We start from the raw sequence: 24,754 nt of genomic DNA on the forward strand, positions 1-24,754 counted from the left end.
CCCTGGTCGTCCCGCGTCAGGCACTTGCCCAAGCCACTCTGACCAGGCCGGTACGGCTGCTCCGGCTGCTTCCGAACCCGGCTTGTGCACAGCTGGTCAGTGGACATATGCATCGCGTCATCCATCCGTCGTGATCGTGATCGTGGTCGTGAGCGGGTGGCGGGTATGTGCCGCCGCAGGGCCTCCCAGCTTGGCGGTCGGCCGGTCCCTCGCACTGCTGGAGCCCCTGCACCCACAGAACTAACGGCAAATTCAGTCGACGTCGTTTCTCATGGTGGGGGAGTTTGGGGCCCGAGTAGCCTCATGTCGTTCACCGGTCGTTGGGAACTGACGAGTCGATCCTGGGCGTTGGCGGGTCATGGTGATGATGTCGGGCTTGCTGTTCATGACAGTGCTGGTGATCGTGCCGTTCATGTTCGCCTCTGTCCGGTATGTGGTCCTGCGGTCGGGGCGCCCCTTGTGGCTGTGCCGCCGGCTGGCTGCGCGCTCGCCGCGGAGCGGTGTCGGCCTGGGAGCAACGGTGACCGAGGAACTGCACGTGTTCATGAATGCCAACAAGCGTGTGCAGATTGAGCAGCGGCACGTGGAACTGGTGCTGCGGGACGATGTGCAGGGAGCCGCGCCACCGCGCATGGGCATCGACCTGGATGCGGGGACGGCAGTGTTCCGTCGGCGCGGGGAGCGGTCGACCTCATGAGGTGAGCCGACGGTATCCGATGAGGGTTGCGGCTATGCCGACGAAGGCGAGGGAGTGTGCTGGTTTGCGCTCGTAGCGACGGTGCAGGCGTCGGCACCCGGCCAGCCAGGAGACGGTCCTCTCGACCACCCAGCGGTGGTGGCCCAGTCGGGAGGAGGACTCGATGCCTTTGCGGGCGATGCGATGGCGGATGCCGCGTTGGCGGAACCATCTGCGCAGGTGGTCGTAGTCGTAACCCTTGTCGGCGTGAAGCTTGCGGCCATTCTCTACAGGTCACCTCACCCTCGATACGCCTGAGGAGGAAGGCACGCGACTGGGGTCCTCTTCACTTCATACCGCGAGCAGTCGGAGCATCTCCCTCATAATCCCGACTGGCAACGACGGATTCGCCGCCGCGGTCTCGGCGGTCTCGCCGTCGCGCAGGAGCTGGATCAGGACGCGTGCGGGCAGGCCAGGATGCAGTGCTGCCGCCCGGCGTATGCGTCCGCTCGGATCGTCGAGCAGCCGGACTGCGGACGCGGCGGTCAGGCGTGGGTCCTGCGCCGCCCGCAGGCGCACCTCCTCGTCCGTGTCACGGCCGAACCGCTCTACGAGCTCGACACTGGACGCGGGGTCGTCGAGCGCCAGGCGGCGCATGCGTGGATCCGGGGCGTCGGCGTACTGCAGTAGACCTTGGCGGGGGAAGTTGGGGTGGCTGCGGGGCCGGTCGGGGTGGCTGAGGCTGCCGGTCCACCACTGCCACACGCGGAGCAGCATGTCGGCGGGCGCGTCCTCGCAGGACTCGGCAAGGAAGAGCTGGACGACGCGATCCTCGTCCCGGGCGAGCAGTGCCACGACGTCCTCGGGGAGCCGTTTGGCGCGGGCCACGCTCTTGCGTACCACCGGGTGGGAGGACGCCGCCAGGCGCCGCATCGCCTCGGGGTCGTCGTGGAGCGCCACCACCCAGTCGAGGGGATATATACGGGCGTCCGGATCGACATTGATGCGGATGTCCGCCCGCTGGGCTTCGGTGAGGTCGGGCCGTACGGAGACCATGTACCGGACGCCGTCGTCGGGGTCGCGTGCGAGGAGGGTGGTGAGGTCCGGATCGAGATACGGGTTGTCTGCGAGCATGCGGCGTTGGTCCGTGGTGCCTCGCCGGGCCAGGCTCTCGGCGAAGTCGCGGTCGAGGCGGCAGTTCTGCAGCGCCGCGGCTTTGAGGCCTTCGGCCTCGAAGGCCGCCCGGGACAGGGGGAGTTCCTCGTGGTGTCTCAGCAGGGCCGTGGTGCGGACCTCTGGGTCGGAATCGGTCAGCAGCCTCTGCCGGGCAGATTCGTCCAGGTATGGCCAGGCGGGCCGGCAGGCCGACGCCCGGACGGTGGGCTCGGGGTCGGCGGCCAGGGCCGTCAGCAGCGGGGTGGGCAGACCTGTGAGTCGGGCGGCTTCTGCGCGTGTCTGCGCGGCAGGGTCCGTGGCGAGTTGCTCGTAGGCGGGGCCGGTGAGCTCTTCGCGGCGGTCCGCCGCGAGCATCGCGAGGATCCAGCGCTGCCTGGGGTCCTGTTCCGTGAGGACGAGGCGTGTCCACTGCTCGGGGGTGATGGGGCGCTCAGCATCCAGGAACGGGGCGCGTATCCGCCACTCCGGGTGCGTGAGCCCGGCGTCCACGACCGACGGCGGCAGGTCCTTTCGCCAGGGCAGGTAGTGCGAGTGACCGAGCAGGCCCTGCAGGACGTCACCGGTGGCGGCCGGGTTGTGGGCCAGCCCTGCTGCCCATTTCTCGCCCAGCGCCTTCATGAGCCTCGACGCCCGGAAGTTCGCGGTCCCCGCCCCCCGGAAGAACGACGCCCAGGCCGCCTCGCGCTCCTGAGGTGTCTCACCGGCCTCGGCTTGCGCGGCCGCCTCCCGCTGCCGGTCGAACCCGACCACGGAGACGATCCAGACCTCGTACTCCTCGGTCGTCATCCCCAGCAGGGTGTCCCCGTCGGCCGACAGGGTGACGAACTCCGGCTGCCCGGCGTGTTCGCCCAGTGCCCCGGCCAGGTCCCACTGCGAGGTGAGCCGGACGCGCGTCCAGCCGCGGGCTGCCGGGCCCCGCCGACTCCCCGCAACATTGATCAGGAACGAGCCGTCGGCGCCGATGAGCCCGTGCTCGGTGGCGAGCCGGTACCACTGTGCGTTGAGTTCCGCGACGAGACCGGGGTGGTCTCGCCGGACGGCGACGGCCGGAACGGCATCCGCCGCGATGACGGGCCGCCAGGCGGCCCGGGGTCGGAGGAGGACATCCTCGACGGTCCCGGCATCCCCTGCTTCCAGACCTGCGCCGGCGAGCAACTACGCGAAGGCGGCGTCTTCACTTCCCCCTGACATGGGACACCATTCTGCCGGACGGACCGACGGCGCCGGACAGCCCGTCCGCCGCCGGATGGCAAGGCCTTGCGCATGTCCGGGGTTTCCGCGCTGTGGTCACCTGCGCAGTCGAGGGAAGCCGACCGGCTGGTCGACAACTGTCAGCGCCGGTGGCCATCATCTGTGGGCCGGATCACTGCGCCAGCGTGCCGTCATCAGCGGGTGTCGAAGCTCGCTGGTTCCCGGCTCGGGGGAGGGGAGAGCAGCCTGGCAATAGGCCCGGGTGACCTGGTCTGGGGGCGCGCTGACCATACGAGAGCAGCGGATGCAGGTACCAGGGCCGTGACGAAGGAGTTGCGCCCTCCCGGATGCACTGTTCGGTTTGGCTCGTCGCAGCGGTCGGCCTGCGGCGCTCCCTCTGCCCCGCTGCCCCACCACCAGCCTGATGCCGCCTGCCTCGGTCAGCTCCAGGGATCAGGGATGAGCTGGTCTTCCGTTGAGCGCGCGGGCGCCAGGGTCAGGCGCTGCGCCGTGCCGGCGGCAGGGTCGGCGACGAGTACGTCGGGAACGTCCCACTCGAGGAACCGCAGGTAGCCGATGGTGCCGGAGGTGGTGGTGCGCGCGGCGAGCCACTGTACGAGTTCGCGCAGCTCGTCGAATTCGTCCGGGTGAACCTCCTGCCGCACGGTCAGCGCCCAGCCCTGTGCGCTGCGTGCGAGGTCGCCTATGAGTGTTCCCCCGATCCGCTGTGCAGGTCCCCGGGCGGAGAGCAGGGGGTAAGCGTCGGGGGCCCGGAGCTCCTCGCTCCCTTCTCCGAGGTGCCCACGCAGCAGTGCGAGATCGGAGTCCGTGAGGGAGCCGGGCAGGTCGAGGGTCAGCTGAAGTTCGTACAAGTCACTCACGGCGGCAGGCTACGCGGACTTCCGCCGGGAGCGTTTGCGGCGGTAGGGCGGGGGTGACGACGGGGGACCGGAGCCAGGTGGACTGACCGGGACCGCAGCAGCGTGGCCGTCTCCAGCAGGCCGACGACCTTGCCAGCTCGCACGCGACCCGAGCAGAGAAACCGGCTTTGCCCAGCCCGGGCGATGGGTTAATGCAGGATTGCTGTGACGACCCCGCCGCCGACGGCTGTGCCCGCCTCGCGGATGGAGAACCGCATGCCCTTCTCCATGGCGATCTGCTCGGCGAGCCGCACCGTCAGGGAGGCAGGTCCGCCCCGACACACGTCGAGGTCTTGGCCGCCCTGTCGGAGGGCCGTGATCTCCCCGGTGACATCCGTCGTGCGGAAGTAGAACTGGGCTCGGCGTCGCGCGAAGGTCACGTCGCGGCCGCCGTCGTCCTCCGGGAGGACGTACACCTCCGCTTCGAAGACGCTATGCGTGGTGGCCGTGCCGGGGGCGGCGAGGACTTGGCCGCGTTCGACGTCCTGGCGGGTGACGCCGCGCAGTTCGAGACCGACGTTTTCCCCGGCCTCCGCCGTTTCGAGGTACTCACCGAACTTTTCGACAGCGGTGACGGTAGCGGTCCCCGAAGCGCGCAGACCGACGTACTCCACCTCGTCGCCCACCTTCAGGACGCCGCGCTCGATCCGGCCGGTGAGGACCATGCGCGGGTGGGGACCGGAGCGCGTGAAGACGTCCTCGACCGGCATCAGGAAGGGCATGTCGCGCTCATGGGGCGCGGCCGGGAAGCCGGCCGTGGCGGCCAGCAGCCTCTCGACGTCCGCCTCCTGACGTGCCGAGCCGAAGATGATCGGTACCTCGTCGGCCGGGTACGCGTGCCGCCGCAGCAGGTCGCGGATCTCCAGTGCCAGGACCTGCCGGAGCTCCCGGTCCGGCAGCAGGTCGGACTTGTTCACGAACACGGCCACGTGCTCCACGCCGACGGCCCTGGCGAGCCGCAGCAGCTCCCCGGTGGCGGACGTCGGTCCGTCGGTCGCTGACAGCACGAGCACCACGGCGTGGCGATCACCCCGGGTCAGCTTCATGGCACCGCTCGTGCGGGGCGGCCAGTCGAGTGCCGTGAAGTGCTGCGTCATGGGGACATGGCCCGTGACCCGGGCGATCGCCTCGATCAGCGTGGTCGTGCCGCTACCCGGAAGGCCGACGTACTCCACCTCTCGGCATGATCTGATCATTGTCTCGTCCATCGGCCCATTGTGGACGGCCGGTCGTTCAACGGAACAATCGAGAGGTCGGCGATCACGCAGGTCGCCGGCCGGGATCAGATGCTCGTACCCCTGTAACGGCTCGCGCGCATCTCGCGGTAGTGATCGAGCCGCGGGCGTGGAGAGCCGACCCGTGGGAGTACGTGCATCAGCCAGTGAAGTCCCGGGCCTGAAGGTCGGAGTGCAGGGGAGTGAAGCGGGCGGCGCGGAGGTCGTCGCGGGCCTGTGCGCGTTGGACCTTGCCGCTGGTGGTGCGGGGGACGGTGAGCGGGGCGACGATCAGCACGCTCACCGGCAGGCGGAGTTCGTGGGCCAGGCGTTTCCTGAAGACGCCCGCGAGGGTCGCGGGGTCGCGGCCGTGGAGATGGAGGGGCCGGATCTCCTGGAGCAGGACGATGCGTTCGTTACCAGAAGCGTCGGGCAGGGCGAAGGCGGCGCAGGGGCCGGTGGCCGGGCCGGCGCTCTCACTGTTGCGCTCGATGTCCTGGGGATGGATGTTGCGTCCGTTGACGATGATCAGGTCTTTGGCCCGGCCGGTGACGTACAGTTCGCCACCTTGAAGGAAACCTAGGATCGTCGGTGCGCAGGAAAGGCCCGTCACCGTCGGCCGTGCGGGCGGCGAAGTGTTCCACGGTGGATTGTGGGTCGCCGAGGTATCCCTCGGCGACGCAGTCACCGGCCACCCAGATCTCACCGATGTGACCATCTTCCAGAACGCATGAAGTGACGGGATCGATGATGCGGGCATCGGCGCCGACGGGACGGCCGCAACCCACGAGGTCGGCGCCGCCCGGGGCAGGCAGGGCGCGGCCGGCCTCTAGCACGTCCCGGTCGAAGCTGCTCCTTCTCCACCACACCGCCTCCCACACCGCCCGAGCCCTCCGAGACGAGCTCACCACCGCCGCGGCCTGAGGGACCGATCCCCACCAGCCGGGAAACACTCGCACACGGATGCCCTGCCGGAGATGCGGTCAGGTGAGCCGACGGCCGCCGCCGCAGCCGGACGGGGCCTCGGGACGGGCGCCGTCCGGCCGTTCGGGGTGGTGCAGGGCGGCGAATTCGGTCACGGTTTGCCCGAGCGCGGACAAGAGCTGAAGCGGCCAACGGCGACCGTCATAGCCCGTTCGCAACCCAGCCGTGCACCGATCTTCCGCGTCCGCACACAGCGGATCGACCCGGGAATCGCGGAAGCCGTCGAGCGGCAGACGAAGGCGATGCGCGAGCTCAGCCACCGTGCCTTGCGCAAGCTGAGCATCTTGTACGGGCCGGAGGCCACGTCGGAGTACGAGACGCTTGTCGGTCGCCCCCGCCCCCGGGCGCACCCCGCCGTCGAGGTTGATCAGGGAACGGACGCCTGCTCCCTGCGGCCGGCCCTCGGGCGCAGGGAGCGTACGTGCCACCGGGCTGCGGTTCAGCAAGCGCTGAAATCGAAGGAGAGGTCGCCGGTGTTGGTGTCGTAGTCGGAACTGGTCCAGTACGGCCCGTTCATCGTGACGCGCAGGGTCACACGGTACGCGCCGCAGCCGACGTCGGAGCCGCTGTAGATCTCCTTGGTGACGTTCCGCTCCGTGGCCGTCGTCGCCATGTGGCCGCTGCCGGCGATGGAGCGGCCGTCACGCGGTCAGGTTGACGGACCACATCTCGATCAGAGCCTCGTTGGAGCTCGACGCGCTGTACCAGGCTCCGCCCCAGTAGTACGTGACGCGCTCGAACTTGATGTACGCCCTGCTCGAGGCGGGGTCCACGCAGGGCGTGACGTCCAGGTACGTGTACTGGCCCTTGCCGTAGAAGCCCTGCGTCGCGGCGCAGTACTCGGTCCCGGCGGCACCGCGCGGCGCGGCCGCCACGGCCGGGGCGAGCGCCAGGCCGGAGACCGCGAGGGCCAGGGCGGACAGCGCCGCGCCGGCCGTGCGGGATCTCCTGGAGCCGACGGACGGAGTGACGTCTCGGATATCTCGGATGTCCCGGACGTCTGGGGTGTTCGGGGATGTCGCCTTCACCTGGCGTGAGAGCCGCATGAGTCGCCTCCTTGGGCGCGGGGCGCGTCAAGGACAGTACGGGCGTGTCAAGCATCGACACCCTCTATGCCGATAACTCGCCCATAAGAGGAGTCCGGCTGCTCGTCCCTGTCCCACCAGCCTCATCGGGCGCACGCCCCTGCGTGCGGGGGCTCTCCGCCACCGACCGCCGCGCGGGGAGGTGGACCGCATGCGGGCCTTCCACATGAAGAAGTCCCTCGGCTCCGGGATGCCGAGGGACTGCCCGCTCACGTCACTGGGCTGACGAGCGGGCCCGCGTCGCGACATCGGAGACGTTCAAAAATCCTCGCCGTGTGGTCCACCATCGGCACCCACTGTGGCGAGAGACCGAGGGGTACGTTCAACCCCTCAGTCGAGACAGAACTCGTTGCCCTCGATGTCCTGCATCGTGATGCACGACTCGTTGACGCCATCGGCGCGCTGCGTCAGCACGTGTTTCGCGCCGAGCGCCATCAGCCGTGCGCATTCGGCTTCGAGCGTGGCCAGGCGCTCGTCACCCACGAGGCCGGTGCCGACCCGCACATCGAGATGCACGCGGTTCTTGACGACCTTGGCTTCGGGAACTCGCTGGAAGAGCAGGCGCGGGCCCACACCCGAGGGATCGGTGCACGCGAAGTAGATCTCATCCTCAGGCGGCAGCGAGTGGTGGTACTCCTCCCACGTGGTAAAGCCCTCCGGGACTGCCGGTACGACGTACCCCAGCACCTCGCACCAGAAGGCGGCGAGGCGCGCAGGTTCGGCGCAGTCGAAGGTGACTTGGAACTGTTTGATAGACGTCATCGGTTCACCATAGTGCGTGTGTAAGTCTGCCGGTATCTCGTGACAGCAATGGCTAATCCACTGCGAGTAACGTTTGCCCGAGTGGGGCCACGGCTCTGGTCAGTGGCCGCCGCTGGGGGTGTCGCACCCGGAGTGGTCGGGGTAGCCACCGAAGGAGTCCGCCCGGGTGGAGTCGCGGTTCATCGTGCCCTCCACACACAGCGGTGAGGTGTCGACCTCTATGAGGAAGCCCACCCCGGTGGGGCCGTTCTCGTACGAGCGGACCTTCTCGGCGGGGTAGCCGAGACCGGTGAGTGCGCTGCGGGTGTGTTCCGGGGCGAAGTCGCCGCGCCGGCGGAGTGGTTCGAGCGCGGCCTGGATGCGTCCGACGGCCGCCAGCCCGTCGCAGCGGCGTCGGCCGTGCAACGGGAAGGGGACCCTGAAACCGTGATTCTCGGCGTAGTGGTCACCAGGCGCAGCCGACCCCGTCGTACCTGCCGTCCGCGGAGGCGTCGGCGTGGGACTCTCACCCGGACACGGGAAGTCAGCCGGTGTGCTTGTCGTCGCGCTCCCGGTCGGCGTGGGATGCGAACTCCGGTATGCGTCGGCGGTATCCCCAGGCCGCTCTGTTCCGCATCCCACCGCCAGCACAGCCAGCACTGCCACCGGCAGCATCCCGCGCCGGAGCCCCGTCGTTGTCCTCTTCGTCATCATTCGCCGATCCTCTCCCGCTCCGAGGCGGGCGTCATGAGTCCTCGTACTCAGAGGGGCCGCGACTACACCGGTCGATGTGGGCATCACAGGCCATCGGCCGGCATGTTCGGGCCGGAGTGGTCACCGGGCGAAGTCAGTTGCTGGACAGGCGCAGGTCCCCGGCCCAGGTCTCACATCGGACGCGGCCCGATTCGAAGGTGAGCTCAAGCGCGAGTCGGCCGGTGTCCGGGGCTGCTTCTTCGTGTACCGCCAGGACCGTCTCGCCGATATGGTCTGCGAACGGGGTCTCCCTGTGCACCGGCGCCACTTCTACGCGGCCGGACTCCGCCATGTCGTATCCCTCCACGGGGACCGATGTCTCTACGACCAGGCACCAGTCCGATCCCGTCGTCACGTGGGTGGCGGCTTCCTCGTTGTCGATCATCCACACATCCAGCGGGCCGGTCCGGGGCTCCGTACCGTCCAGGTGCCACGACACAAGCACGCGTTCAAGGCGTCTCCCGATCAGGTAATCAGGACGCACTCCGGCTCCGTGCAACGGGCACTCGTTCACCCCCTTCGACTCCACCCGGCGACCGTACCGTCAGACAAAGCCACAGGTCACGCGCTTATACGGGACAAGCTCTCGGACACGCCAGCGGGTCGCGACTACGACGCGGGCGACGAGGAGCTCGAGAGATGCCGCCCGCCCCCGTACCCTCTGCGCTTCCCGCGCGATCCGTGAGTAGCTTCGTAGCCGCAACGTCCGTGCGGTCAGCCCGCAGCCCGCAGCCCGCAGCCCGCAGCCCGCCGACCGGGGCGGCCGCCCTTTGCGGCGAGGGCGCGCCCGCGGGCTCCCGCCAGCCTTCGACGTTGCGGTCTGCATGCACCGAATGGGGAGAGTTGTTCAAAAACCCTCAAGCTTAGACGGGCGGCAGCAGATCACTCTCGCTGACGGTGTACGTCAGCAGGGGGTAGACGAAGTCCGTTTCTTTGTTCTCACGGCGCCGTAGTTGGTAGAACTCGCGCCTCTGCTCATCGTCGGCCGACGTGAGGCGTGCACCCTGCGGGAGGTATGCATGTCCGTCGCGAAACTGGACGAAGGTCTTTGATGTTCGAAACGTTACACCCAGCCATTGGTTGTCCACGGCCTTGACGGACGTGTCCAGTACGATCTTGTGTCTGAGTCGCCGATTCGAGTCGGTAGAAAACACGACGATGCTGTTGTGGGCGAGGGGGACCTCGAACTGCTCGCCCGCTGACTCCTTTGACTCGAAGACCAGCTTCCTTGGTGGGCTCGCTTCGGGGTGTTGGTAACAGGAGAAGACGGCGATGAACGACTCGCCGGCCAGATCGAGGGCTTGGTCGGAATGGCTGCCCATGGTGGTGTAAGCGTTCGTGTAGCTCTCGATGAGAGCGTTGTTGAAGCCGACCGGGAGTGCCGCACGCTCCTGAACCTGTTGCGCCAGCCGTTCGTGCACCGTTCGGAAACGCTGTGTCGGGTTGCTGTACCGAGTCGTGGTGCGTACGAGAGGCACGCCACCCGATTCGTCGACCTTGGTGAGCGTGGCGCCTCGCCGGCCTTTCCCTACCTCTTCCCAGCGAACAGACGCGGACAGCTCCGCGAAGAGATCATCACCGGTTGGCACATCGTACGAGAGGACCTCGTCCGAGATCCTAGGCTCGGGGGGCAAGGTAATCTCCCGTGTTCATGCTGAAGAGGAATTTGTCGCCGTAATCAATGAAGGACGAGGTCCTGTTCTCCTCGGCGTACAGCTTGCGCAGCTCGTCCATGCCGGCCGGTGTGGGTGGCCCCAGCTTCGTCAAATTTCCGGCCACCTTGAGGAACGTGTGGCCGTTCTTGTGAACGGCTTCGGCGCTCGAACAGCGCACCACGTAACCCAGGCGGGTCGGGAGTAGCTCGGCTTCCAACGACGAGGGCCGAATTTCGTGCGTGTACAGGCGGTTGGTGGACAGCGGCATGAAGAATACGGAGCCGGGGTAGAGAGTCAGGGTGAACTGCTCGGGGAGGGCAATCCCATCGCGCTTTTCGGCCGGCTCCTTGAGGCGGAAGTGGAGTTTGGTCAGCGCGCTGACACCCTTCATGCCGTAGTCGAAGGCGTCCTCGGCCAGGGGCTGCAGCTTGTCGAGCCGGTCATAGAAGGTGCAGAAGGCCATGATGCCATTGACGGGCATGTCCTTGGTCTTGTCGGCGTGAGCCGAGATCTTGGCCTTGGACTGCTTGCGCTCTGCTGTGGCAAGGGTGTTGTGGTAGATCTGAGCGAGGACGTGATTCAGCGGTGCCTGGTCCCGGAAGACGGTGGCCGCCTCACGGTTCAGAGCCTCGACGATGCGCGTGTCGGTCGGACCGAAGCTCTCCGTCGGCCCCGAGAGATTCGTGGAGCATCGAAGCAGGCGGAAATGCAGTTCGTCACCGTTTCGTGTGACGGGCGTCAGATAGATTCCGCTGCGATGGGCCGCTCCAGGTTTGGTGGACTCCGTCAGGGACTGGAACGCGTGCTCCGTGCGGATCCGTTCGAAGTGATCGGTGCCGAGTCCGAAAAAGTTGCGGTAGTACATGCCGACGCCGTGTACGCGGATGGGAACCCGGCCGAGGTCGACGAGGGGCCAGGGTTTGTGGACGTCCTCGTGATAGCCGTGTGACAGCTCCCGGACAACGAATACCCGGGCAGCCGCGCGCAGTTGACGGCTGCTGATCCCGGATATGTCGCCACACAGGTAGACGGTCTTCTGTGTGAGGTCGGGCGAACCGGAAGCAAGGTCCTCCGGCGTGATGACGGAACCGAAGAAGTCCCTGATCAAGTCGTTGTCCTGCAGCGTCGAAGGCGCAACCAAGGTGTTGCTCGAATCCTCGATGCGGGCTTCTGTCGCTTCTCTTGTGCACATCAAACGGTCCCCGTCCGTCATTCACAGATCTTGTGGACTTCTCAAAAGTGTGGGCACGACAATGGCCCGCACTCTTTCATTTGCGTTGCGCAACAAAAATGAAAGGTTGACGGACCGTTGAACCTTGATGCTCTCACGGGGCCCGACGGCGGGCAACGGGGTTCTGCTGTACGGACCGTGTACGCAACTGTCAGCCGGCTCTCCGGCCTGGAAGCGACGAGCCGGCCTCGGGCGCCGGCGTCCACCGCGCCCGCGCAGCCGTGGCCGAAGCGCGCGGCGTCGGCCACGGTGCTGCTCACCCGAGTGTCGCCCCAAGGGACCGTTATGTCCGAGGGGACGGCTTCGGGGCTTCCCAGGCGGGGCCGACGGAGACGTAGGTGGTGCGGTGGATGAGGTCCCCGGCGCTGAGCTTCTGCGTTCCCCACGGCAGGCCGTCGTTCCGCGCCGTGTCCACGGCCTCCAGAACATGGAACGCCTGGGTGTCGATGATCAGTCGCCGGCGCCAGGTATCGGCGTCCAGCTCGACGACCGTGCCGACGCGCCCGGTGCTGTCCTTGACGCGCTCCGTCACCCGTGCCCCGGGGATCCCGGTGAGGACCTCGAAGAGCGCGGCCCGCAGCCGTGGTTCGGCGGGGGAGCGGGCGAGCAGGTCCTCGATGCCGTTGAAGAGCCCCTCCTCGGCCGACTCTCCGGTGGCCTTCCCGACGAGCCGGTCCCGCAGTGCCGCCGGGTCGGTGGGCAGCTCCTTGAGGCCGTCCCACGTGACCGGCTTGTCGCAGATCACGTAGGCCACCCCTCCCGTGTCCTTCTGGGAGTATTCGTAGACCGGGCCGTCACCGCGCTGCTCGAGCGTGCCGCTCCGGCTCAGCCAGACGGTCTCGTACGACCCGTCCGGCCGCTGGGCCTTGTCGCTGCTCCGGCTCCACTGGAGCATCCGCACCTTCCAGTACGGTGCCGTCTCCGTCCGCTCGCCCGCCGCCGCCGGGGAGCTCTGCGCGCCTCCGGAGTCCGACCAGGGCTGGAACGCGACACCCAGCGCGATCACCACGACCGCCGCCGCCGAGACGAGCACCGGAAGGCGCCGCCGCCACGTCCGCACCGGGACGACCGCGGCCACCGGCTCCCCTCGGAGCTCGACGGCGGGCCCTTCCGCCTCCTCCCGGCCCGCCTCCGATCGCACCGCGGCCAGCGCCGCGGCGATGGCGCCCGCCGAGGGCGGCGGAACCTTGCCCGCGGCCTTCAGCTGCCCGGCGCCGGGGAAGTCGAGGAAGTCCGTGCCGTCCGTGCTGCTGTCCTGCCCGGTCATGCGAGGTCTCCTGTCAGGGAAAGCGAGGCGGAGGGGCCGAGCGCCGCACGCAGCCGGGTGCGCGCCCGGTGCAGCCGGGACCTGGCCGTGCCCGCGGGGATGCCGACGACGGCCGCGGCCTCGGTGGGGCTGAGCTGCTCCCACGCGATCAGGAGCAGCAGCTCACGCTCGACGGCCGGCAGCTCGGCCAGGGTCCGGCGCATCAGCGGAGCGACCGCCGCCGCGTCCAGCCTCCGGTCGACGGCGTGCCACGGGTCGCTGCTCGCCTCACCGGTGAGCGCGGCGGCAGCGGGCCGTTCCTGCCCGCGCCAGTGCGCGGCCAGCACGTTGCGAGCCACGCCGAAGAGCCACGCCCGGACCGGGCCGCGGGCCGCGTCGTACGTGCCGCGTCCCGCGTAGGCCCGCAGCCACGCCTCGGCCAGCAGATCGTCCGCCGCGCCGGGCGCCCGGCGGGCAAAGTAGCCGTGCAGCGCCCTCGCATGGCGCTCCACGAGCGGTTCGAAGGCCGACGCGTCGGTTCCCGAGCGCGCCAGCAGTTCCTCGTCCGTTGCCACGGACCTCCCCTTCCACGGGCCACGCCGTCCGCGGCCCCGTCCCCTTCTTGTCACCGCCCCGCAAAAGCGTTCGCGCCCCAGGGGCCGGACGCAGGCTGCGACGTCCCGTCAGGCCACTGGGCGAACATTTCGGGTGCGGGAAGGCGTCCAGCTGAGCGCTGGGGGCTCCTGAGATCAGACGCCTGATTCACTGCGCACCAGCCGTCGGCCCGCCGCGAGGGCGTTTTCATAGCGGATGAGGGCGTGCTGTGCGGCAGGTGTAGCGTTCCGGTATGACGTCAGCAGTGCCTCGCTTTCCGGTGCATCCGATCCGCGGTGTGCGTGTGCTGCATCAGAGGCAGAACTGCGCCCCGCATTTCGCGGAGATCACGGTGGATTTCGAGCCCGCAGCCGAAGGGTTCACGTTCGAGGTCGCCGAAGAACTGATGATTGAGCACGACTCTTGTGCTTACGGGGATCTGCAGGGCCTTTTCGCCGCGGCCGCTGCCGGGATGCAAGAACAGTTGGCACAGCCCGAACATGGCCTCGTCATCGCCACGCACGTGGTCCTGCGGCAGGCCCGAACCCAGTCGTTCGGCTCCCACGAACTGGCATTCAAGATCGCAGGGTATCTGGCTGCCCGCGAGGCCCTGGCACGTGCCCTTGGACGCGATCACCCGCTGGAACCCGACGGGAGGCTGGTGCACTCGCCTGCCGCCGCATCCGAACAGGGACAGGACAGGGCAGCCACCTGACGTCAGCCACCGCGGATGCGTTCTCCTCGGCCGCGTGGCGGGAATCTCTCGTGACGCCGAGCGCCGCCGCCCTTGGCAGAAGCATCGAAGGCCCAGCCGGGCACAGGCGTCGTCAGGCGTGCCGTCCTCGGGCCGAGCAGAACCAGCCCGCGATGTTCCCGAAGAACGCGCACGCCCACCACAGGAGCACTACGGGCGCGATGTAGTAGGAAGGCCACAGCAGCCAGGCCACGCCGCAGCCGGAGCCGACGGTGACGAGCAGCGGGACCACCGCGTACCAGCACCGCCCGGTGCGGTGCATCACCCGCACCGCGCCCCTGCCGGTGAGGAACGCGGCGAGCGCGAAGACGGCGAGCACGACGAGGCCCATGAGCGGCGAATCCATGTCCCGACGTTATCCGCTCCGCGAAGCGGATCAAGAACAGCCCCCGCTCGCAGCGAGAGCGACCTGATACGGCCGGCGCCGCGGGGTGGTGCCGGACCGGGCCGCGCACCGCAGCTCTCCTCAATCGAGCGAATCGAGCGAATCGAGTCAATCGAGCAGGGGAAAGCGGCGCGGGGCCAGAAAGAGCGCGGCTACGGCGAGGGCCGCCGCCGCTGCGGCGCCCACGTAGACCCAGTCGACTGCCGTGGCGACGGCATCGCGCAGTGGCCCGGCGGCAGACGGGGAGGCAACAGGGGAGGACAGCGAGTCGAGGGGTGCGCCCCCGGTGGACGGGAGGCCGGAAGAAGTATCCCGGAGACGGGAGGTGAGGATGGCATTGGCCAGGGCGCCGAAGACGGCGGCACCGACGCTGGAGCCGAGTTGGCGGCAGAAGAGGAGGGAGGCCGTTGCCGTACCGCGTTCCGACGGGGGCACCGTCGACTGGACTCCGACGATCAGGGGGAGCTGGGTGATTCCCAGGGCGGCGCCGAGGGCCAGCGAGATGAGGGCCGGGTACCAGGCGTTGCGGGCGCCGGAGAGGGCGGGGAACGCCAGGAGAACGGCGCAGGCGGCGGCCATTCCGGTCATTGCCGACTGGCGGAATCCGATGCGCCGGTAGACGTGCTGGCTGAAGGCCGCCGAGACGGGCCAGGCCACCGACATGACGGCCAGCACGAAGCCCGCCCGCAGGGGGTCGAGGCCGAGCACGGTCTGGGCGTAGGTGGGGAGGAAGACCGTCGGGGCGATGGTCAGCACGCCGAGGGCCGCCATGGCCAGATTGGCGGAGGCGATGGTACGGCGGCGCCACACCCAGCCGGGGAGGACGGGATCCGCCGCGCGCCGCTCGATCATGACCGTGGCGGCCAGCAGTGCGGCGCCCGCGCCGAGGAGGGCGAGGGACGGCGCGGAGAGCCAGGGCCAGGCGTGCCCGCCCTGGACGACAGCGGTGAGCAGGGCGCAGCCGGTCAGGAAGAGGGTCAGTGCGCCCGCCCAGTCGATGCGCGGGCGCTCGGCGGCGGGTTTCCGGGGCGACTCGTGCAGGCGGCGTGTCAGCAGTACGAGGCAGACCACGCCGAGCGGGATGTTGAGCAGGAAGACGAGGCGCCAGTCGGCCCAGGTGGTGATGAGGCCGCCCACTGCCGGGCCGAGTACGGCGGAGCCGGCCCACACGGAGGAGATGGCGGCCTGGATCCGCGGGCGTTCCTCCAGGGGGTAGAGGTCGGCGGCGAGGGTCTGGACGGTGCTTTGGATCGCGCCTCCGCCGAAGCCCTGGACGATGCGGAAGACGATCAGCGCGGCCATGTTCCAGGAGCCCGCGCACAGCGCGGAGCCGGCCAGGAAGAGGGTGATGCCGGACAGGAGGACCGGCTTGCGTCCCAGTGTGTCGCTGAGCTTGCCGTAAACCGGCAAGGACACCGTTCCGGCGAGCAGGTAGCCGGAGAAGAGCCAGGAGAAGTACGAGAATCCGCCGAGGTCGGCGACGATTTGCGGAACGGCGGTGGCCACCACCGTACTGTCGAGGGCCGTCAGCGCCATCGCCGTCATCAGGGCGACGGCGACGGCACGGCGGCCGGGCGGTGCGGCAGTGCCGTCTTCCGTCCGCCGCGGGCTCGCGGTGCGGGGTTTCCCGGAGTCGTTCACCGGAGGGCCCCCGTGCCCTCCAGGTCGCCGTGACCGTAGTTGCCGTTCATCAAGCTGCCAGTCATCAAGCTGCCGGTCATCAAGGGGACGCCGAGCAGTGGTTCCAGGCGGCTCAGCAGGCGCTCGGAGGTCTGCTCGACGGCCGCCCGCCCGGCGCCCTGGACGATGAACCGGGCCAGCGCCTGGCCCCGGGCCACTTCGCTGCCGGGGCCGGTGCGGTACTCGCCGAAGCCGATGACCTCCTTCACTGAGGGGTGCTCGGCAAGCGGGGCCAGGGTCGCGCCGGGGGCGAGCCGGCCACCCTCGCGGGGGATGACGACGCGGACCGCGGTGCAGCCGGCCCGGAAGGACGGTGCGGGGACGTCGTCGGCCCCGGCGAGGATGTCCAGCAGCGCGGTGTAGATCTCCTGCCCGGTGGCGTGGCGGTACGCGGCGGGCAGCCCGCCGCCCATGACCCGGGGGTTGAACTCGACCAGGACAGGACCCCGCGGGGTGACCATGAGCTCCAGGTGGAACACCCCGACGTCGGCACCGATCGCCGCGCAGACCTGGCGGGCGTACTCCCAGCACGCGGTGGCTCGTTGCGCATCCAGGTCGGCGGGGATGAACGAGCCCAGGGCGGTGACCCCGTCGCCCGCCCAGCGGAAACGGCCGCTGATGCACAGCGGGAAGAACCGGTCGCCCCGCACACCGAACTCCATCGAGACCAGCTCCCCGGCCAGGAACTCCTCGATGAGGACGCCACGCCGGAACTGCCCGCGCCAGTCCTCGGGCACCGCGTCGAGGCCGTGCTGCAGCGCGTACCAGGCCGCTCGGGCCTCGCCCGCGTCGTGGACGACGCGGGCGAGCATCCCGGCCGCCCCGGACGGCGGCTTGAACACCACCGGGTAGCCGATTCGCTCCGCCGCCGCCAGCGCAGCCGCCTCGTCGCCGGCGGTCGCGAAGCGCGCGGAGGCCAGGCCCGCGGCCTGAAGCGCCGCCCGGCAGCGGTCCTTGCGCCGGGCGACGAGCACCGCCTCCGGGCAGGTGCCCCGCAGCCCCAGCGCACGGCAGGCCACGGCCACGGCCTCGGCGGACATCTCGTGCTGCGTGGTGACGAAGTCGATGGGGTGTTCCGCGTGGCACTCGGCCAGTGCCCCGGTCACCACGTCGTGATCGGTGGTGACCAGCCCGTCGACGAGACGGTCCACGGACGAGACCAGCGCCAGGTTGGCGTCGGTGAGCGGGTACTGGGTGTGTGCGGACTGCAGATACGTGACTCGGTGTCCGGCTTCTTTGGCCAGCCTGATGGCCTGCAGGGCAGCGGGGTTGGAGTCGACGAAGGCCAGGTGCATGGAATTCCCGGTGGTTGCCGGTGGGACAGGGCGGTCTGGGGGAGTGGGAGATGGTCAGCGGTAGTGGGTGACGCCGTTCCTGACACGGTAGGCGTCGCGCTCGAAGAGCTGGAACGCGACGGCGTCACGGCCGTGGAACAGCGCGCCTGCGGCAGCCATGTTGCGCCGCAGGAACCCCCGGGCGTAGCTCTCCGGATCCTCGTCGGTGAGCGATTCCAGATAGGTCCGGTGCTGCAGCACCGCCTCGACGGCACGATCCTCGGCGCCGGCGACCTCCACGGCATGCGTGGGGTAGGGCGAGCCGGCGACGCCCATCCACCGCACCCCTTCCCAGGGTTCGAGGCCGTCCTCGGGGAAGACGTAGCGGTTGCCGGCGTCGGCGACGGCGTCCAGCGCGGCCCGGCCGACGACACGGTGGTCCGGGGTGTTCCAGGAGACGCCGCGCCAGTGGTCGTGATGGTTGATGGTGAGCACGATGTCCGGCCGGTGGCGGCGGATGGCGGCGGCGAACTCCCGGCGCAGCGCCAGGGAGTCTGTGATCAGCCCGTCGGGGTGGGACAGGAAGTCCACCGAGGTCACTCCGGCGACCGCTGAGCTCGCGCGCTGCTCCCGCTCCCTCAGCGGCGCGGCCTTCTCCGGGGCACACCCGTCGATGCCCGCCTCGCCGCGGGTGGCCAGAACGTACGCGATCTCCTTGCCGCTGCCGGTCCAGGTGATCACCGCCGGTCCCATGGCGTACTCGATGTCGTCGGGGTGCGCCACCAGCGCCAGCGCGCGGGACCAGGCGGTGGGCATCTCCTCAAGCCGTGCCGTCATCGTTGCTCCCTGCTCTCTGTGTGCCGGCGCCGCCCTCGGCGGCGGTGGGGGTGGCCGGCCCGGCGGCGGTGGGACGGCCGGCCAGTACGGTCTCGATGCGCCGCAGGCCCTCCGCCAGGACGTCCGGATCCCGGGCGAAGGTGAGGCGGATGCCGTGCTCGGCGCCGAACACCTCGGCCGGCATCAGCAGAACGCCCTGCCGGTGCAGCACATCGCGGCAGAACTCCAGCGAGTCCGGCAGTCCGGGGGTGTGCAGCCAGGCGTACGGGGTGCCTTCCGGCTGCCACATCCGCAGCGTGCCGCGGTGCCGGTCGACCCACGGCTCCAGCGTCCGCAGCCCCTCGGCGATCAGCTGCCGGTAGCGCCGTACGTGGTCCTCGCTGCGCTCCAGCATCCCGGCGGCCAGCCGTTCCAGGAGTACGGAGTTGGTCACGGTGGTGAAGTGCTTGTACTGCATGGCCGCGTCCACGACCCCGGGCGGGCCGCACATCCAGCCGACGCGCAGCCCCGGGGCTCCGTAGACCTTGGAGACGCTGGATACGGAGATGGCGTGCTCGTACGCCCCGACCAGGGAGTCGGCGCCGAGGTCGGCGACGTACTCCTCGTCGAGGAGGAGATGGCCGCCGTGCGGTCGCAGCGCCTCGGCCAGGTCCCGGAGGCCGGCTGCGGTGATCTGCCGGCCGGTGGGATTGCAAGGCGAGTTGACCACCACGGCCCTGGTGCGAGGACCGATCCGGCGGAGTGCTGCGGCGACGTCCGGTCGGCCGTCGGGGGTGACGCCGACGGCGTCCACCCGGCATCCGGCCCGGGACAGCACCGGCTCCGCCTGCTCCCAGCCGGGGGTGAAGACCACGGCGTGGTCGCCTGCGGAGAACAAGGTGCGGTAGAGGAGGTAGAGGGCTTCCTGCCCGCCGTGGGTGATGCCGATGTGGGACGGGTCCCGGCCGTAGAGGCGGGCGACGACGCTGCGCAGTGGGGTGGTTCCCCGGCCGTTGCCGTAGTCGAGGAGGCAGTCGGCGGGCATGGTGTGGTCGGAGAGGCGGCTGCCGCCCACGTAGCTGTCGCCGAGGTCGATGTCGTAGTGGCCGTGGGCCTCCTCGAAGTACCACTGCCGCATGGTGATGGCGGGCGTGCGGCCGACCGTCATGAGGCCAGCCGCCGGCGGAATGCCGGGGTCCACCGGCCGGTCACGACGGGCCGGGCGGGGCCGGTCAGGGTGACTTCGCCGGTGCCGGAGATGCCGATGGCGAGCGTGCCGCCGGGCATCTCCACGGTGACCTCGGGGCCGGTCAGGCCGAGGGTGTGGGCGGCGACGGCCGCCGCGCAGGCGCTGCTGCCGGAGGCGAGCGTGTAGCCGGCGCCCCGTTCGTAGCACTCGATGCGGATGCGGTCGGTGGCGCGCACCTCCATCAGCTGGACGTTGATGCTGCCGGGGAAGCGTTCGTGGCGGGCGAGGAGGGGGCCCAGGCGCCGGGCGTGCTCCTCGGTCACCTCGCTGCCGTCCAGCGGGAGGACGCAGTGCGGGTTGCCCAGGAAGACACAGGTGGCCGTCCACTCCTGCGCCAGCGCGGGCAGGGTCTCGTGCAGCATCTCCCGGCGCGGGCCGGTGGCGCCGATCAGCTCGCTGTCGAGGGAGGCCCGCCCCATGGAGACGCGTACGGGGGCGGGGTCGCCTGCGGCGGCCGGCGCGTTCGGGGCAGTGTCCATCAGCTGCACGGTGACCGGTCCGGCCAGGGTGTTGACGGTGAACTCCGGCTCCTCCGTCCAGCCGTGGTCGTACAGGTGACGGCCGAAGATGCGCAGGCCGTTGCCGCTCTTCTCGCACTCGGTGCCGTCGGAGTTGAAGGTGCGCAGCCCGAATCCGCCGTCCGCGGGGAGGGGGCCGTAGAGGATTCCGTCGGCGCCGGGCCCGTAGTGGCGGTCGCAGATCAGCCGGACGTTCTCCGGCGTCGGCTCCACCTGACCGGCGGCCGGGGTGATGACCAGGTAGTCGTTGCCCAGGGCCTCGTACTTCACGAAGTCGTGGCCGTCGTGCACCGCTCCGCGAGGGTGCGGCAGGAAGTCCGTCACGTCCTCTCCCTCAGGCTTCCGCGCCGACCGCGACGGGGGACCGGTCCCGCATGCGCCGCAGCAGTTCGTCGAGATAGTCCTGGGAGGTGTTGAGCCTGATCATCGCCCCCAGGGCGATGTCCCGGCCGATCCGGGCGTCGCCGTCCACCAGCGGCGCCACGACGTTCTTGAACCAGCCGGAGGCGTGACCGGCATCGACGCCGATGTGGAGGTCGTGGTAGGTGATGCCGGCTTCGTGCAGGCCCAGCTTGCGCCAGGTGTCGACCACGCAGCGGAAGCGGCGGGGCGCCAGGTACTCCGTCACACCGAAGTAGCCCACGGCTTTGTAGTAGTGCCGGCGGGCGAGCCCGAGGCAGGCGGAGAGGTTTCCGGAGATCCCGGCCTCCAGCATGAAACTGTCCCGGATGAAGGCGCGGTCCGCACCGATGGCATCCAGGGTCCGGGCGAAGAGGCTGGTGTGGACCAGCCCTGTGTCGCCGTTGCCCATCTCGTCCCAGTAATTGGCGGCGATCTCCATCTTCTCGCCGCCGGTCCGGCCCATCTGCATCGAGGCGAGGATGTCGTCGAAGCGGGGGTCGAGGTTGGTCTCCTGGGCGAGCAGCAGCCGCAGGTCCTCCCGGGTGCCTCGCTGTGCGATGTGTTCGTGGTAGAGCGGGTGCCATCCGGCGGGGTGTGCGTTGACGAGGTCCTTGAGCCAGCGGACGTACTCCGGTCCGGACCGGGGGTGTCCCGTGACGGTCTCCTCGTCGATGCGGGAGAGCTCGTGGCCCAGCATGGCCTGTTCCAGGATCGCGGCCACGTCCCGCAGGAGGGGCTGCCGTTCGTGGTCGACGTCGGTGATGTCCACACCGGTGAAGTCCCGGTCGTAGACGTGGGCGAGGAGCTCGTGCACCTCGGCGAGCGCGGTGCGGTCGTTCTGCCCGTACGCGCGCTCGGCGATCTCCTTGCACGCGGTGGCCAGTCGGCTGCGGAACGCGTAGTCCTCGGTCAGCAGGGCCAATTCGCCGGCGGTACAGGACTCCAGCGCGCGAACCGCGGACAGCGGGCCCGCGGCGAGCAGGTTCTTCCGGTTTTCAGGCATGCGGAATCAGCGCAATCTTCTCGGTGAGGGGTGATGGTGGGGGAGGAGGGGCGGGGCCGGGGTCAGCCGGCGTCCTCGGACAGGGCGGCGGAGTCGTGCTCGTCGCCGTACCACTTGTGCCGCCAACGCGAGAAGGCGACGATCACGATGTCCCGGTGCCCGGGCCGGCCGTCCGCGGAGACCACGTCCGTCACGTCGTGGGCGATGGCCTTGTCGTCGAGGAGCACGGCCTGGCCCGCCTGCAGCGTCCCGGACCAGAAGGGCTCGTCCGCACCGGGGTTCCACAGCCGGGTCCGGCCGCCTCCCACGTTCTCCCGGCGCAGCACGGCGATCATGACGAACTCGTGGCCGTCATGGTGCACGCCCTCGGGAGTCAGCGGCCCGGGGCGGCCGGCCTCGGCCCGCGTGCGGTTCTGGTGCACGTTGATCTGCCAGTCCTCGCCCCGGTCGAGGCCGAGGGCGGAGATCCCCGTGGAGATCAGGCCGGTGAAGTCGGCCTTCACGGGCTCGTAAACCCTGCGGATGCCTCCGGCGGCCTTGTTGAACTTCTTGTACGCCGTGTAGTCCCGATGGGGCAGCAGCTCGAAGTTCCAGTTGCCGCCCTCGGCGGGGGACAACCGGTACTGCGAGAACCGTTTGAAACGTGTGCCGTTGCCCATGTACTCGTCGACCGGAAGGTCGTCGTAGCTCTCCAGGAGCTCCGCGGGTGCGGCGGGCAGGTCGATGACGGTGAATCCTCGGGTGCTGATCGGCATGGGTGCTCCCTCGTGAGGAGGTGGTGATCCGTGTGAGTGGGCGTTGCGGGGTGGCCGCTGCCCGGTGGTTTGGTCCTGACAGCGCTTCTCGGCGCGTGCATGGGCGGGCGTCCGGCCGGCCGGTGACGGCATGGGCAGCAGCCCGGCGGAGAGCACATCACCGCCCTCGGGGCCCGCGAAGCAATCCACCCGCGCCTCGGCATTTTTGCCGTGAAAGCAAATTCTTGCGAGTGACCGGTGGCGCGCTCACAAGTTCGCTGCGGAGCTTGAATCCAAAGCGAATCCGAGCAGTTGCGGCGGCGAACTCATGGCAGTTTAACGGGCGTTGGGGCCAATCGCCCTTGTGGTCTGTGTCACCACGGACCTCGGGAACCTGGGCGCGAGGATTTACCGGCATGGCATGTGGCATTTTGCAGAGGTCATGAGGTAGTCGTAGAACCCGGGGAGCCGGGCAGCCGGAAGATGTGCAGCAGCCGGCCGTGAGATCCGCACGAACACCGTTCACGAGCGGCTCTGGTCACCCTTGAGCCGCTCTGCGAGGGCCCTGCGGTCGACTTTGCCATTGCTGTTCAGCGGAAGGTCTTCCACGGCGGTGCAGCGGCGCGGGATCTTCATCGGCTCGATCTGCTCGCGCAGCAGGGTGAGGACCTCTTCCGGCGCGAGGGAGGAGACGACGACCAGTTCCGCCGTGCGTTCGCCGTCCGGAGGGAGGACCACCGCCCTGTCCACTCCCGGCACCCGCCGGGCCGCGGCCTCCACCTCCGTGGTGCTGACACGGAACCCGCGTTCCTTGTAGAGGTCGTCGCGCCTGCCGACGAAATACACATAGCCGTCGGCATCGATCCAGCCGTAGTCACCCGTGCGCAGTTCCGGAAAGAGGCCGTGCCGGCGGGGGAAGCGCGCAGCGGTCAGCTCGGGGCGCTGCCAGTAACCTGCCATGACATGCCGTCCACGCACCGTCAGCTCACCGATCTCGCCCGTCGGCAGTTCTTCCCCGGCCTCGTCGCAGACGACCACTTCCGTGCCCGGCAACGGCAGTCCGCAGGAACCGGGCCGTTCCAGGTCGCCGTCGGCGGGCATGATGGTGGCCCGCTTGCACTCGGTCAGCCCGAACATCACATGGACCGCTGCCCCCGGCAGCGAGGCCCGGAGTTCCGCCAAGGTCTTCGCGGAGACGTGCGCACCCGTGTTGGTCAGCATCCGCAGATCCGGACACCCGCCCGAGGAACGGCGCAGCAGCCAGGCCAGGTTGTCGGCGACGGACGGCACCATGGGCAGGACGGTGGCCCCGCAAGCCACCAGCCTGCGCAGGAGGGCCGGACCTGTGTCGCGCTGCCCGCCGAGCCGGACGTGGGCACCCGAGCAAGCCCCCAGGAACACCTGATAGAGGCCGTAGTCGAAGGAGAGCGGCAGCGGGCAGTAGACCACGTCGTCCGCCCTGTACCCCAGGACTTCCTGGATTGCCGTGACGGCGAAGACGGCCTGGTCATGGGTGCTCACGACGGCCTTGGGGGCCGAGGTGGTGCCGGACGTGTAGATGAGGCACACCGGGTCGGCTGAAAGAGGCCCGGCCATTCCCTCGGCGGGCTGGCCGTGTCCGCCTCCGCCGTCCGGGCCGGCGGCGTCGAACCCGGCCGGTGTCACACCCGCGATTCCCCGTTCCGCCGCGGCGGCCAGGGCATCGTCGTCGTCGGAGACCACGAGCGCGGGCCGGCAGTCGTCCAGCACATGGGCCAGCGGTACGCCCCGTACCTGCTCGTGCAGGACGGAGAACGCCACCCCGAGCCGCGACGCGGCGAACGCCAGCGCCGGTATCAGGGTGCCGGTGGGCAGGGCCAGGACCATCCGGTCGCCGCGCCGAAGGCCCAGGGCGTGCAGGGCGGTGGCCAGGGTGCGGCTGCGCCGGGCCAGTTCGGCATGGGTGAGCGAGGTCTCGTCGTCGGACACCGCGACCCGGTCGGGCCACCGGCGGCCGGCCGCGTCGAGGAGGTCGTGCAGAAGCGTGGCAGGCCCGGTCACCGTGCGGCCTCCGGGGTCTGCGGTACGGCCCGGTACCTGGACACCGCGGAGACGGGCAGGACCAGCGTTCCTTCTCCCCGGCAGACGAGGACCGGCGGGTCGAGCAGCTCGGCACGCGACGGGCCTTGGTCGTAGCGGGAGGCGATCACCTTGTGCGCCTCGAACTCGATGAAGCAGCGCAATCGGGCACGGCGGACCAGCCGGGCGGTGGCATCGATGAAATCGCCCGGGTACACCGGCGCGGTGAACCGCAGCCCCGTGTACTCGGACAGCAGCCCTTCGTCGCCGCAGGAGCGGATCCCGATCTCGGTGGCGAGGTCCCCGAAGATGCGGAGCACGCGGGCACCGTCGACCAGACCGCCGCCGTAGTGGGCGTCCTGCTGCCCCAGTCGCAGCCGTGTCCGGGCTGTGATGTCGGAGGATGTTGGCATTG

General features: G+C 69.6%; 26 protein-coding genes and 2 pseudogenes. 2 read left to right on the plus strand and 26 right to left on the minus strand.

The genetic code is table 11. The annotated features are described in order from the left end of the window. Positions 1–385: 385 nt before the first annotated feature. The gene (locus ACFZCD_RS04400; RefSeq protein ID WP_391827965.1) at positions 386–697 is read left to right on the plus strand and encodes a DUF6191 domain-containing protein; all 312 of its coding nucleotides are present in this window, start codon (positions 386–388) and stop codon (positions 695–697) included. Here ACFZCD_RS04400 and ACFZCD_RS04405 read toward each other — a convergent pair. The 16 genes and pseudogenes from ACFZCD_RS04405 to ACFZCD_RS04480 all read right to left on the minus strand — a co-directional run. Beyond that, a pseudogene (locus ACFZCD_RS04405) lies at positions 692–970 on the minus strand (transposase); the annotation flags it as partial. The gene ACFZCD_RS04400 and the pseudogene ACFZCD_RS04405 sit on opposite strands and share 6 nt — an antisense overlap. Positions 971–1,027: 57 nt before the next feature. Beyond that, complete coding sequence (locus tag ACFZCD_RS04410) at positions 1,028–3,007, minus strand: PE-PGRS family protein (protein WP_391827700.1); 1,980 nt, start codon at positions 3,005–3,007, stop codon at positions 1,028–1,030. A 476-nt stretch (positions 3,008–3,483) separates the two neighbouring features. Continuing rightward, positions 3,484–3,924 (minus strand): hypothetical protein, encoded by a 441-nt coding sequence (locus tag ACFZCD_RS04415; protein ID WP_391827702.1) that lies wholly within the window; start codon positions 3,922–3,924, stop codon positions 3,484–3,486. A 188-nt stretch (positions 3,925–4,112) separates the two neighbouring features. Beyond that, positions 4,113–5,171: an EF-Tu/IF-2/RF-3 family GTPase gene (locus ACFZCD_RS04420; RefSeq protein ID WP_391827704.1), complete on the minus strand. Its 1,059-nt coding sequence runs from the start codon at positions 5,169–5,171 to the stop codon at positions 4,113–4,115. A 166-nt stretch (positions 5,172–5,337) separates the two neighbouring features. Then, complete coding sequence (locus tag ACFZCD_RS04425) at positions 5,338–5,790, minus strand: hypothetical protein (protein WP_391827985.1); 453 nt, start codon at positions 5,788–5,790, stop codon at positions 5,338–5,340. Positions 5,791–5,851: 61 nt separating this feature from the next. Further along, positions 5,852–6,136 (minus strand): annotated as a pseudogene (locus tag ACFZCD_RS04430) (hypothetical protein); the annotation flags it as partial. 24 nt (positions 6,137–6,160) lie between these two features. Continuing rightward, positions 6,161–6,421 (minus strand): hypothetical protein, encoded by a 261-nt coding sequence (locus ACFZCD_RS04435; RefSeq protein ID WP_391827706.1) that lies wholly within the window; start codon positions 6,419–6,421, stop codon positions 6,161–6,163. Between the two features lie 179 nt (positions 6,422–6,600). Beyond that, positions 6,601–6,774 (minus strand): hypothetical protein, encoded by a 174-nt coding sequence (locus ACFZCD_RS04440; protein ID WP_391827708.1) that lies wholly within the window; start codon positions 6,772–6,774, stop codon positions 6,601–6,603. A 28-nt stretch (positions 6,775–6,802) separates the two neighbouring features. Next, positions 6,803–7,207 (minus strand): hypothetical protein, encoded by a 405-nt coding sequence (locus ACFZCD_RS04445; RefSeq protein WP_391827710.1) that lies wholly within the window; start codon positions 7,205–7,207, stop codon positions 6,803–6,805. 369 nt (positions 7,208–7,576) lie between these two features. After that, entirely contained in the window at positions 7,577–8,008 is a 432-nt protein-coding gene (locus ACFZCD_RS04450) for a VOC family protein (protein ID WP_391827712.1), read from the minus strand. Positions 8,009–8,107: 99 nt separating this feature from the next. After that, positions 8,108–8,413 (minus strand): hypothetical protein, encoded by a 306-nt coding sequence (locus tag ACFZCD_RS04455; RefSeq protein ID WP_391827714.1) that lies wholly within the window; start codon positions 8,411–8,413, stop codon positions 8,108–8,110. Between the two features lie 421 nt (positions 8,414–8,834). Beyond that, positions 8,835–9,125, minus strand: a complete 291-nt coding sequence (locus tag ACFZCD_RS04460) for a hypothetical protein (protein ID WP_391827716.1) — start codon at positions 9,123–9,125, stop codon at positions 8,835–8,837. 478 nt (positions 9,126–9,603) lie between these two features. Next, positions 9,604–10,374 carry an alpha-ketoglutarate-dependent dioxygenase AlkB gene (locus ACFZCD_RS04465; RefSeq protein WP_391827718.1) on the minus strand — a complete coding sequence of 257 codons (771 nt, stop codon included), beginning with the start codon at positions 10,372–10,374 and terminating at the stop codon, positions 9,604–9,606. Next, a complete protein-coding gene (locus ACFZCD_RS04470; protein WP_391827967.1) occupies positions 10,358–11,587 on the minus strand; it encodes a hypothetical protein in 1,230 nt (409 codons plus the stop codon). The genes ACFZCD_RS04465 and ACFZCD_RS04470 overlap by 17 nt, the downstream gene beginning before the upstream one ends. Positions 11,588–11,909: 322 nt before the next feature. Then, positions 11,910–12,893, minus strand: coding sequence for a hypothetical protein (locus ACFZCD_RS04475; RefSeq protein ID WP_391827719.1), 984 nt, complete (start codon positions 12,891–12,893; stop codon positions 11,910–11,912). Further along, positions 12,890–13,447, minus strand: coding sequence for an RNA polymerase sigma factor (locus ACFZCD_RS04480; protein ID WP_391827721.1), 558 nt, complete (start codon positions 13,445–13,447; stop codon positions 12,890–12,892). Before ACFZCD_RS04480 ends, ACFZCD_RS04475 begins: the two co-directional genes overlap by 4 nt. Before the next feature lie 272 nt (positions 13,448–13,719). Here ACFZCD_RS04480 and ACFZCD_RS04485 point away from each other — a divergent pair, with 272 nt between their 5' ends. Beyond that, positions 13,720–14,181, plus strand: coding sequence for a hypothetical protein (locus tag ACFZCD_RS04485; protein ID WP_391827723.1), 462 nt, complete (start codon positions 13,720–13,722; stop codon positions 14,179–14,181). Between the two features lie 112 nt (positions 14,182–14,293). Here ACFZCD_RS04485 and ACFZCD_RS04490 read toward each other — a convergent pair whose 3' ends face one another. The 10 genes from ACFZCD_RS04490 to ACFZCD_RS04535 all read right to left on the minus strand — a co-directional run bounded on the left by ACFZCD_RS04490 (position 14,294) and on the right by ACFZCD_RS04535 (position 24,752). Further along, the gene (locus tag ACFZCD_RS04490) at positions 14,294–14,566 is read right to left on the minus strand and encodes a hypothetical protein (protein ID WP_391827725.1); all 273 of its coding nucleotides are present in this window, start codon (positions 14,564–14,566) and stop codon (positions 14,294–14,296) included. 147 nt (positions 14,567–14,713) lie between these two features. After that, a complete protein-coding gene (locus ACFZCD_RS04495) occupies positions 14,714–16,246 on the minus strand; it encodes an MDR family MFS transporter (RefSeq protein WP_391827727.1) in 1,533 nt (510 codons plus the stop codon). Next, positions 16,243–17,580 (minus strand): acetyl-CoA carboxylase biotin carboxylase subunit family protein, encoded by a 1,338-nt coding sequence (locus ACFZCD_RS04500; protein WP_391827729.1) that lies wholly within the window; start codon positions 17,578–17,580, stop codon positions 16,243–16,245. The genes ACFZCD_RS04495 and ACFZCD_RS04500 overlap by 4 nt, the downstream gene beginning before the upstream one ends. A 54-nt stretch (positions 17,581–17,634) precedes the next feature. Further along, positions 17,635–18,396, minus strand: a complete 762-nt coding sequence (locus tag ACFZCD_RS04505; RefSeq protein WP_391827731.1) for a PIG-L deacetylase family protein — start codon at positions 18,394–18,396, stop codon at positions 17,635–17,637. Beyond that, complete coding sequence (locus ACFZCD_RS04510) at positions 18,380–19,543, minus strand: pyridoxal phosphate-dependent aminotransferase (RefSeq protein ID WP_391827733.1); 1,164 nt, start codon at positions 19,541–19,543, stop codon at positions 18,380–18,382. Before ACFZCD_RS04510 ends, ACFZCD_RS04505 begins: the two co-directional genes overlap by 17 nt. Next, on the minus strand, positions 19,540–20,466 hold the full coding sequence (gene dapF, locus ACFZCD_RS04515; protein WP_391827735.1) for a diaminopimelate epimerase: 927 nt from the start codon (positions 20,464–20,466) through the stop codon (positions 19,540–19,542). Before dapF ends, ACFZCD_RS04510 begins: the two co-directional genes overlap by 4 nt. A 10-nt stretch (positions 20,467–20,476) precedes the next feature. Continuing rightward, complete coding sequence (locus ACFZCD_RS04520; protein WP_391827737.1) at positions 20,477–21,547, minus strand: iron-containing redox enzyme family protein; 1,071 nt, start codon at positions 21,545–21,547, stop codon at positions 20,477–20,479. Between the two features lie 62 nt (positions 21,548–21,609). Continuing rightward, positions 21,610–22,302: a 2OG-Fe dioxygenase family protein gene (locus ACFZCD_RS04525; RefSeq protein WP_391827739.1), complete on the minus strand. Its 693-nt coding sequence runs from the start codon at positions 22,300–22,302 to the stop codon at positions 21,610–21,612. A 501-nt stretch (positions 22,303–22,803) separates the two neighbouring features. Next, a complete protein-coding gene (locus ACFZCD_RS04530; protein ID WP_391827741.1) occupies positions 22,804–24,321 on the minus strand; it encodes a class I adenylate-forming enzyme family protein in 1,518 nt (505 codons plus the stop codon). Next, positions 24,318–24,752, minus strand: coding sequence for a 3-aminobutyryl-CoA ammonia lyase (locus tag ACFZCD_RS04535; protein WP_391827743.1), 435 nt, complete (start codon positions 24,750–24,752; stop codon positions 24,318–24,320). Before ACFZCD_RS04535 ends, ACFZCD_RS04530 begins: the two co-directional genes overlap by 4 nt. Positions 24,753–24,754 lie beyond the last annotated feature (2 nt).

The organism is Streptomyces sp. NPDC008001 (assembly GCF_042958085.1).
In the GTDB taxonomy this organism is placed as follows: domain Bacteria; phylum Actinomycetota; class Actinomycetes; order Streptomycetales; family Streptomycetaceae; genus Streptomyces.

Coding starts and splice junctions, on each gene's coding strand:
- ACFZCD_RS04470 (WP_391827967.1), bottom strand. CDS start 11,587: ATGTGCACAAGAGAAGCGACAGAAGCCCGCATCGAGGATTCGAGCAAC.
- ACFZCD_RS04475 (WP_391827719.1), bottom strand. CDS start 12,893: ATGACCGGGCAGGACAGCAGCACGGACGGCACGGACTTCCTCGACTTC.
- ACFZCD_RS04490 (WP_391827725.1), bottom strand. CDS start 14,566: ATGGATTCGCCGCTCATGGGCCTCGTCGTGCTCGCCGTCTTCGCGCTC.
- ACFZCD_RS04535 (WP_391827743.1), bottom strand. CDS start 24,752: ATGCCAACATCCTCCGACATCACAGCCCGGACACGGCTGCGACTGGGG.
- ACFZCD_RS04525 (WP_391827739.1), bottom strand. CDS start 22,302: ATGCCGATCAGCACCCGAGGATTCACCGTCATCGACCTGCCCGCCGCA.
- ACFZCD_RS04500 (WP_391827729.1), bottom strand. CDS start 17,580: ATGCACCTGGCCTTCGTCGACTCCAACCCCGCTGCCCTGCAGGCCATC.
- ACFZCD_RS04400 (WP_391827965.1), top strand. CDS start 386: ATGACAGTGCTGGTGATCGTGCCGTTCATGTTCGCCTCTGTCCGGTAT.
- ACFZCD_RS04440 (WP_391827708.1), bottom strand. CDS start 6,774: ATGGCGACGACGGCCACGGAGCGGAACGTCACCAAGGAGATCTACAGC.
- ACFZCD_RS04450 (WP_391827712.1), bottom strand. CDS start 8,008: ATGACGTCTATCAAACAGTTCCAAGTCACCTTCGACTGCGCCGAACCT.
- ACFZCD_RS04505 (WP_391827731.1), bottom strand. CDS start 18,396: ATGACGGCACGGCTTGAGGAGATGCCCACCGCCTGGTCCCGCGCGCTG.
- ACFZCD_RS04460 (WP_391827716.1), bottom strand. CDS start 9,125: ATGATCGACAACGAGGAAGCCGCCACCCACGTGACGACGGGATCGGAC.
- ACFZCD_RS04485 (WP_391827723.1), top strand. CDS start 13,720: ATGACGTCAGCAGTGCCTCGCTTTCCGGTGCATCCGATCCGCGGTGTG.
- ACFZCD_RS04420 (WP_391827704.1), bottom strand. CDS start 5,171: ATGGACGAGACAATGATCAGATCATGCCGAGAGGTGGAGTACGTCGGC.
- ACFZCD_RS04445 (WP_391827710.1), bottom strand. CDS start 7,207: ATGCGGCTCTCACGCCAGGTGAAGGCGACATCCCCGAACACCCCAGAC.
- ACFZCD_RS04510 (WP_391827733.1), bottom strand. CDS start 19,543: ATGACGGTCGGCCGCACGCCCGCCATCACCATGCGGCAGTGGTACTTC.
- ACFZCD_RS04520 (WP_391827737.1), bottom strand. CDS start 21,547: ATGCCTGAAAACCGGAAGAACCTGCTCGCCGCGGGCCCGCTGTCCGCG.